The organism is Pseudomonas sp. CAN1, from assembly GCF_030462585.1.
Taxonomy (GTDB): Bacteria; Pseudomonadota; Gammaproteobacteria; order Pseudomonadales; family Pseudomonadaceae; genus Pseudomonas.
In genome coordinates this window covers 1-9,648 of sequence record NZ_JASMRU010000064.1, presented here as the reverse complement: position 1 = coordinate 9,648, position 9,648 = coordinate 1, and the positions used below count along the sequence as shown (strand labels likewise).

Here is a 9,648-nt window from a genome sequence, read left to right as displayed (position 1 = left end):
CCAGACCACTTCTGACAGCAATGGCAACTGGAGCATCACGCCCGATTCGCCGCTGCCCGATGGCACCCAGTACCAGGTGGTGGCGGTCGATCCCGCGAACGGCCAGCAGAGCGTGCCGGTCAGCGGCACCGTGGATGCCGTGCCGCCAGCCACGCCGACGGTCAATGGCAGCACCGGCGCCAGCCTGGGCGGCAGCGCCGAGCCGGGCTCGACGGTGACCCTCACCGACGGCAACGGCAATGCCATCGGCGAGACCACCGCCAATGGCAACGGCCAGTGGACCTACACACCCGCCACGCCGCTGCCTGACGGCACCGTGGTCAACGTCACCGCTACCGACGCGGCCGGCAACTCCAGCCCGATTGCCAGTACTACGGTGGACTCGGTGCCGCCGTCGACACCGGTGATCGACCCGAGCAACGGCCAGCTGTTCACCGGCACCGCCGAGGTGGGCGCCAGCGTGATCCTGCGTGATGCGGGCGGCAACGTGATCGGCCAGGTGACTGCCGATGGCAGCGGCCACTGGAGCTTCGCGCCGCAGCCGGCGCTGCCCAATGGCACGCAGATTTCGGCGCAGGCGGTGGACGCCGCCGGCAATTCCAGCGGCACGGCCGCCGTCACCGTGGACGCCCAGCCGCCGGCCGCGCCAGTGGTCACCCCCAGTTCCGGCAACGAGCTGGGTGGTACCGCCGAGCCCAACGCACAGGTGGTGGTGATCTCCGCCAACGGCCAGGTGATCGCCGAGGTGCCGGTGGGCGCCAACGGCACCTGGAGCTACACGCCGAGCAGCCCGTTGCCTGATGGCACGACCCTGAGCGTGGTCGCGGTGGACTCGGCGGGTAACCGCAGCGGCACCACCACGGTGACCGTGGACAGCACACCGCCGGCGGACCCGGTGGTGAACCCGAGCAACGGCACTAACATCAGCGGCAGCGCCGAGCCAGGCAGCACGGTCACCGTGACCGACGGCAACAACAATCCTGTGGGCCAGACCACCGCCGATGGCAGCGGCAACTGGAGCATCACCCCGAGCACACCGCTGCCCAACGGCACCAGCGTGACCGTGGTGGCGACCGACGCCGCCGGCAACCCCAGCAACGGCACCAGCGCTACCGTCGACAGCACGCCGCCCACCGCCCCGGTGGCCGCACCAAGCAACGGCGCCGCACTGAGCGGCACCGGCGAGGAGGGCAGCACCCTGGTCTTCACCGACGCCGCCGGCAACTCCCTCGGCCAGGTGCAGGTCGGGGCGGGCGGCAACTGGAGCTTCACCCCGCAGCAGCCGCTGGCCGATGGCACCGTGGTGACCATCGTCGCCCGCGATGCCGCCGGCAACCAGGCGGCGCCGGTGCAGGTCACGGTGGATGCCGTGGCACCCAGCACACCGACCCTCGATCCGAGCAATGGCACGGTTCTGGGTGGCAGTGGCGAGATCGGCAGTACCGTCATCGTCAGCGTCGCCGGCAGCGAAGTGGCGCGCGTGGTGGTGGACCCGAACGGCCACTGGAGCTACACGCCGGGCAGCCAATTGGCCAATGGCACCGCCGTCACGGTGCAGGCCACCGATGCTGCGGGCAATACCACGCCGCTGGTCAGCGGCAGCGTCGACAGCGTGGCGCCGCCCACTCCGCAGATCGACCCGAGCGCCGGCACTACCTTCACCGGTACCGGTGAAGCCGGCGCCACGGTGATCCTCAGCGGGCCCGGCGGCGAGATCGGCCGCGCGGTGGTCAACGCCGACGGCCACTGGACCTTCACCACCGGCACGGCGGTCGCCAACGGCGCGTCCGTCAGTGCCATCGCACAGGATGCTGCCGGCAACACCAGCGGCAGCGCCAGTGTCGTGGTCGACTCGACGCCGCCGAACACCCCGACCATCAACCCGAGCAATGGCAGCGAGCTGCACGGCACCGCCGAGATCGGCAGCACCATCACCCTGGTGTACGCCAACAACGTGCTGATCGGCCAGGCCACCACCGACGGCACCGGCCACTGGACCTTCACCCCGAACCAGCCGCTGGCTGACGGCACCCGCATCGACGTGGTTGCGCAGGACGCAGCGGGCAATGCCAGCCCGGTGGCTTCCATCGTCATCGACGCCATACCGCCGGCCGCGCCGGTGGTTGCGCCGAGCAATGGCAGCGTGGTCAGCGGGACCGCGGAGGCCGGCAGCCTGGTGGTGGTGAGCCTGGATGGCACCGAGCTGGGCCGCACCACGGCGGATGGCGATGGCAAGTGGAGCATCGTGCCCAACCCGCAGCCGGGTAACGGCGATGCGATCAGCGTGGTCGCCACTGACCCCTCGGGCAACAACAGCCAGCCAACCAACGTCACCATCGATGCCGATCCGCCGGCCGCACCGACCCTCAGCATCACCAATGGTGATGTGCTCAGCGGCATGGCAGAGGCGGGCAGTACGCTGATTCTCACCGATGGCAATGGCAACTCGATCGGGCAGGTCACGGTGGATGCTGGTGGCCACTGGAGCTTCACTCCCGGTACGCCGCTGGCCAACGGCACCGTGGTCAATGCCGTGGCGGTGGACGCAGCGGGCAACGCCGGCCCGCCGACCAGTACCACAGTCGACGTGACGCTGCCGGCCGCCCCGACCATCGATCCGAGCAATGGCAGCGTGGTCACCGGCACGGCTGAAGCCAATGCCCTGGTGCGCATCCTCGACGGCAATGGCGCCACTCTGGTCGAAGTCAGCGCCGATGGTGCCGGCAACTGGAGCTGGACGCCGCCCACGCAGCTGGCCAATGGCGTGCAGATTTCCGCCGTGACCGTGGACGGCCCGCGCGTCAGTGGCGAGACCAGCATCACCATCGATGCCGTGGCGCCGAATGCGCCAGTGATAGACGCCAGCAACGGCACGGTTCTGACGGGGACGGCGGAGGCGGGGAGTACCGTCACCCTCACCGATGGCACCGGCAATGCCATTGGACAGGCAGTGGCCGACAGTACCGGTCACTGGACGGTCACCCCGACGTCGCCCCTGGCGAACGGCACCGTCGTCAATGCCGTGGCCGAGGATGCCGCCGGCAATGCCAGCCAGGTCGGCAGTGTCACCGTGGATTCGGTGCCGCCGCCGGCACCGGTGGTCAATGCCAGCAACGGCGCTGTGGTCACCGGCACCGCCGAGCTGGGCGCCACCGTCATCCTCACCGACGGCAACGGCAACCCCATCGGCAAGGTCGTCGCCGACCCCGGCACCGGCCAGTGGAGCTTCACCCCGAACCCGCCGCTGCTCGGCGGTACCACGGTGAATGCCGTGGCCCAGGATGCCGCCGGCAATACCAGCACCCTTGCCAACACCCTAGTGGACACCACTGCGCCGACCACGCCGACCATCCTGCCCAGCAATGGCGTGGTGCTCAGCGGCACCGGCGAGATCGGCTCGAGCATCGTGCTCACCGATGGCAACGGCAATCCCGTCGGCCAGGTCACCGTCGATGGCAACGGCAAGTGGAGCTACACGCCAACTGCGCCGCTGGCCAATGGCACCCAGGTCAACGCGGTGTCGGTGGATGCGGCCGGCAACCAGAGTTCGTCGGTCAATACCGTGGTGGACAACAGCGCTCCGGCGAACCCGACCATCAACCTGAGTAACGGTGCGCTGCTCACCGGTAGCGCCGAAGCCGGCGCGCTGGTGCTGCTCACCGACGGTAACGGCAACGCCATCGGCCAGGTACGCGCAGACAGCAATGGAGCATGGAGCCTGGCGGTCAGCCCGGCGCTGGCCAATGGCACGCTGGTCAATGCCGTGGCCAAGGATGCCGCCGGCAACACCAGCGGCAGCGTCAGCACCACCATAGACTCGGTGGCACCACAGCCGCCGACCATCGCTGCCAGCAATGGCACCGAGCTGCACGGCACGGCGGAGAACAACGCCACCGTGCTGCTCACCGACAGCAACGGCAACGTGATCGGCCAGACCACCGCCAGCGCCGGTGGTGCCTGGAGCTTCACGCCGACCAGCCCGCTGGCCAATGGCACCGTGGTCAACGCCGTGGCGCGGGATGCCACCGGCAACACCAGCGGTGCGGTCAACACCACCATCGACAGCGTCGCGCCCAGCGCGCCGACCATCAACCCGAGCAACGGCGCCGCCCTGGCGGGCACAGCCGAGGCCAACGCCACCGTCATCCTCACCGATGGCAACGGCAATGCCATCGGCCAGGTCACGGCGGACGGTAGCGGCCGCTGGAGCTACACGCCGGGCAGCCAACTGGCCAACGGCACCGTGGTGAATGCGGTGGCGCGGGACGCCGCCGGCAACACCAGCGGCGCGGCCAGCACCACCGTGGATTCGGTGGCGCCGCCGCAACCGACCATCAACCCCACCAACGGCGCGCACCTGCTGGGCACCGCCGAAGCCGGCTCCACCGTCATCCTCACCGATGGCAACGGCAACGCCATTGGCCAGGTCACCGCCGACGGCACCGGCCACTGGACCTTCAACCCGACCACCGCGCTGGCCAATGGCACCACGGTCAACGTCGTCTCGCGGGATGCTGCCGGCAACACCAGCCTCCTGGCCTCCACCGTGGTGGACAGCGTGGCGCCGCCGACTCCGACCATCCAGCCGAGCAACGGCACTGCGCTGGCGGGGACCGGCGAGATCAACGCGACGATCGTCCTGCGCGATGGCAACGGCAACCTGATCGGTACCACCCAGGTCGATGGCACCGGCCACTGGCAGTTCGCGCCCAGTCCGGCGCTGGCCAATGGCACCACGGTGAATGCCATGGCCCAGGACGCCGCTGGCAATAGCAGCGGCCCGGCGTCGACCGTGGTCGACAGCCTGGCGCCCAACCCGCCCACCGTCGACCCGTGCAACGGCACGATCATCAGCGGTACAGCGGAGGTCAACGCCACGGTGATTCTCAAGGTCGGTGGCCTGACCATCGCTACCCTCAATGCCGACGCCACCGGCCACTGGAGCTTCTCGCCGCTCCCCGGGTTGGCCAACAACACCCAGGTCAGCGTCACGGCAACCGATGCCGCCGGCAACGTCAGCAGCGTGGTCAATGTCGTCGTCGACGCCGTCGCGCCGCTGGTGCCGACCCTGATGGCCAGCGACGGCACGGTGTTCGCCGGTACGGCGGAAGCCAATTCCACGGTCATCCTGCGGGTGGGCGGTACTCTGCTCGCCGAGGTGAAGGTGGACGCCAACGGCAACTGGCAATACGTGCCGACCGTTGCGGTGGCGGATAGCGTGCAGGTGACGGCCGTCGCGCGGGATGCCGCCGGCAACCAGGGGCCTTCGGTCAGCGTGGTGGTGGACAGCGACCTGCCGGCCATCCCGGTGATCACGCCGAGCAACGGCACGGTCATCAGCGGTACGGCCGAGGCCAACGCAACCATCATCATCACCAACAGCCTCGGCGGAGCAATCGGCCAGGTCACTGCCGGCATCGACGGCACCTGGTCTTTCACCCCTGGCACACAACTGGCCAATGGCACCGTGGTCAACGTCGTTGCCCGCGATGCCAGCGGCAACCTCAGCGCTGCCGCCGTGATGGTGGTCGACTCCGTTGCGCCGACGGTGCCGGTAGTGACACCGAGCAATGGCAGCGCCCTGGCCGGTACTGCCGAAGCTGGCGCCAGCGTGGTTCTCAGCGTGGCCGGCGTGCCCATCGCCACGGTCACCGCCGATGCCTCCGGGCACTGGAGCTATACGCCCGGCACCGCGCTGCTCAATGGCGTGGTGGTCAGCGTGGTGGCCAAGGATGCGGCGGGCAATACCAGCGTCGCCGCCAGCGTCACCGTGGATCGCATCCCGCCAAACACGCCGGTGGTCGCTGCCAGCAATGGCGTGACCTTCAACGGTACCGCCGAGGCCAACTCGACGGTGATCATCAGTGGTGCCAATGGCGCGTTGCTCGGTCAGGTCACTGCCGGCGCCAATGGCGCCTGGACCTTCACCCCGACGACCCCCATCGCCAACGGCGTGGTGGTCAGCGTGGTGGCCAAGGACGCTGCCGGCAACGTCAGCGTGGTCGCCGCCACCACCACGGTGGATGCCATCGCGCCGCCGTTGCCGGTGATCAACCCGAGCAACGGCACGGTGCTGGCCGGTTCTGCGGAAGCGGGGGCGACGGTGATCCTCAGTGTCGGCGGCTCGGTGATCGGCCAGGTCACGGCCAACGCCCTCGGGCAATGGAGCTTCACCCCCGGCACGGCGCTGGCCAACAACACCCAGGTCAGCGTGGTGGCGCGGGATGCGGTGGGCAACACCAGCGTCGCCGCCAGCGTCACGGTGGATGCCGTGGCGCCGACTGCGCCGGTGGTCGCGCCGAGCAATGGCAGCGTGCTCAGCGGCACCGCGGAAATCGGCTCTACGGTCATCCTCAAGGTGGGTGGCGCGATCATCGCCCAGGTCACCGCCGATGCCACCGGGCACTGGAGCTACACGCCGGGCACGGCGCTGGCCAACAACACCCAGGTCAGCGTCACCGCCAAGGACGCCGCCGGCAACGTCAGCATCGCCACCACCATCGGTGTCGACAGCGTGGCGCCGGTTGCGCCCAGCGGCCTGAGCGTGACCGCTAACGGCACCGTACTTACCGGCATCGCCGAAGCCAACAGCACGGTGAAGGTGATCATCAACGGCGACACCGCCAACCCGATCACCGTGCAGGCCAACGGCAGTGGCAACTTCACCGTCAACCTCAGCCCCGCGCTGACCGCCGGGCAACTGCTCACGGTCAACGCGGTGGATGCTGCCGGCAACGTCGGCACGGCGATCCAGATCCAGGCGCCGGACCTCACCCGGCCGGTGCTGACCATCGCCGAGGCGGCCGACGGCTACATCAACAAGGCCGAGCTTTCCGACGGCATCCAGGTGCGCGTCGGGCTGACCGCCGGGGCGCGCGCCGGGCAGACCCTGACCCTGCGCTACACCGGGCCGGGCGGCTACACCTTCAGCCAGGCCCACGTGCTCACTTCGGCGGAAATCCTCGCCGGCGTGGCCCTGGTCACGATGCTGCCGGCCGCCGGTGTCGGGGTGATCCCCCAGGGCGCGGCAACCGTCACTGCCGACGTCAACGGCGGGCTGACGGCAACCCCGGCGAGCTTCACCCTCGACACCATCGCGCCGGCCAACCCTGTGCTGTCGCTGGTGGGCAACCTGCTGACCATCAGTTCGGAACCCAGCAGCACCCTGCTGGTGGATGCCAAGCTGCTCGGCCTGGTGTCGCACACCGAGGTGGCGGCGAACAACGCCGGGCTCGCTTCCCTGGACCTGCTGAGCGGCCTGGCCACCACCATGAGCTGGGACCAGCTGCTCGACGCCAGCGTTACCGTCGGCTCCCGCGACGCCGCGGGCAACGTCGGCAACCTGGTGGGCATCGACCTGGAGAACGTGCTGACGCAGAACACCATCACCATCGGCAGTCTCGGCCTCGCCGTCGGGCTGCTGCCACCGGTGCTGGGGCTCAGCGGCACGGCCATCGCCGGCGGCAGCCTGGGCGTGGAAATCATCACGCCGCTGCTCAACGTCTCGCTGCACCCGATCGTCGATAGCACCGGCCACTTCACCATCAACCTGCTGGCGCCTGACCTGCTGGCCCAGCTCGGCCTGTCCGTCACCCAACTGCTCAACCTGGGCAGCCAGCTGAGCATCAACCTGATCGCCTACGACGCCGCCGGCCACGCCAGCGCGACCTATGGCCTGTCCCTGACCGGCGCCGGGCTGAGCCTGGCGCTGGGCGAGGTGAGTGTCACCGGTACCGCCGGCGCCGATGTGCTGATGGGCACCAATGCCACCGAGCACTTCTACGGCAACGCCGGGGCGGACCTGTTCCTCCACGTCGGTCAGGGCGACATCGTCCAGGCGGGCGACGGCAACGACACCATCCAGCTGCAGTCGACCCTGTTCAAGAGTGTCGACGGAGGTGCGGGCTTCGACACGGTGATCCTCGACAGCGGCATCAACCTGACCTACGGCGCGCTGTTCACCGGGACCATGACCAACATCGAGCGGATCAGCCTGGGCAAGGGCGACGCCGCGCCCAGCAGCCTGACCCTGACTGCGGCCCAGGTGGACGCCGTCACCGATGCCAACAACGTCCTGCAGATCACCGGCGACACCAATGACACGCTCACGGTGAGGGGCGCGGTGGACACCGGCGCCAACCAGCTCCATGGCGGAGTCAGCTATGACGTCTATACCTTTGGCAACACCACGCTGCTGGTGGAGGAGAACACCGTCCACGTCGTTGTGTCCTGAGCCGACGTTCCCAGGAGAAGGAAAATAACTGGATGACACTACGCAACGCCTGGTTGTATGGCCTGCTGCTGGCAAGCGCGGCAGGCCAGGGGCAGACACTGGAAGAGGCCGTGCGCGCCGGTCTCGCCATCCATCCCGAAGTCCGCGCCGCGGTGGCGGAGGCGGAGCGCGGCAAGACCGATGTAGAGATCAGCAAGGGCGGCTACTACCCGCAGGTGAGCATGTCCGGCGGGCCCAACGAATTCGACTTCGGCGAGGTGGTCTACGACCTCACCGCCTCCCAGATGCTCTACGACTGGGGCCGGATGAAGAGCAAGGTCGACAGCGCCAAGGCCACCCACCGCCAGCTCGATGAGACTGCGCTGGTGAGCCGCGAGGACGCGGCGCTGGACATAGTCGAGACCTACCTGGACGTGCTCGCCGCCCAGGCGCGGATCGAAACGGTACGCCAGCACATCCAGCGCCTGGGCGACATCCGCGAGATGACCCAGGCGCGCGGCGGCGACGGCTACTCCGACCGCAGCGAGCTGGACCGCGCCAACCTGGAACTGTCCCGCGCCCAGGAACAGCTGGCCCTGGAGAAGGGCAGCCTGCAGGACGCCCGCAACCAGTACGAGGTACTGGTCGGCAAGCCGCCGGCCGACCTCTCCGAACCGGAGCCGCTGTCCATGCAACGCTACCTGGCCGGCAACGACATGAACCGCCTGATCGTCGACAGTCCGCTGTACCAGAAGGCCGCCGAGGACGCTGAAGTGGCCGAGGCCAAGGTGCGCGAAAGCAAGGCCTCGCTGCTGCCGCAGGTGAACCTGGAAGCCTCCTCGCTGCGCCGGGAGATCGGCGGGCACCTGGAGAACGATTCGGTGGTGTCGCTGCGCTTGCGCATGGACACCTTCGAGGGCCTGTCCAACTTCCGCCGGCCCACCGCCGCCCAGCAACACCTGGAGTCCACCCGCTGGACCCGCGACGCCATGCAGCGCGACATCAAGCGCAAGCTGCAAACCCTGTTCGACACCGACGACACCCTGCGCTGGCGCCAGGAATCGCTGGTGGCCCAGGTGCGTGAGTCGGGCGACGTCAGCGGCGTCTACCGCGACCAGTTCGAGGTCGGCCGGCGCGACGTGATCGACCTGCTCAATGTGCAGCGCGAACGCTTCGAGGCCGAGCGCCAACTGGCCAACCTGCGCTTCGAGCGCAAGCGCGTGGAGTACCGCGCCGCCGCGCAGATCGGCCTGCTCGGGCCGCTGCTGGAACATCACCTTTCCGCGGGAGCTTCCTGATGAACGCCGACAACGTGGTACTGCTGGCGGAACACGAAGCCGAGGCCGATCCGCTACGCCAGGGCCTGTCCCTGCTGTGCCGGCAGATCGGCCGGCCGCTGGGGTTTACCGAACTGGGCGAGGGCATGCCGCTGCACC

The 9,648-nt window shown here is 69.0% G+C and carries 2 protein-coding genes; both read left to right on the top strand.

What is annotated here, in order from left to right:
• Positions 1–79 precede the first annotated feature (79 nt).
• Positions 80–8,233, top strand: a complete 8,154-nt coding sequence (locus QO207_RS30695) for an Ig-like domain-containing protein (RefSeq protein WP_301536020.1) — start codon at positions 80–82, stop codon at positions 8,231–8,233.
• 32 nt (positions 8,234–8,265) lie between these two features.
• Positions 8,266–9,510: a TolC family protein gene (locus tag QO207_RS30690; protein ID WP_367620496.1), complete on the top strand. Its 1,245-nt coding sequence runs from the start codon at positions 8,266–8,268 to the stop codon at positions 9,508–9,510.
• The last annotated feature ends 138 nt before the right edge of the window (positions 9,511–9,648 follow it).

Coding starts and splice junctions, on each gene's coding strand:
- QO207_RS30690 (WP_367620496.1), top strand. CDS start 8,266: ATGACACTACGCAACGCCTGGTTGTATGGCCTGCTGCTGGCAAGCGCG.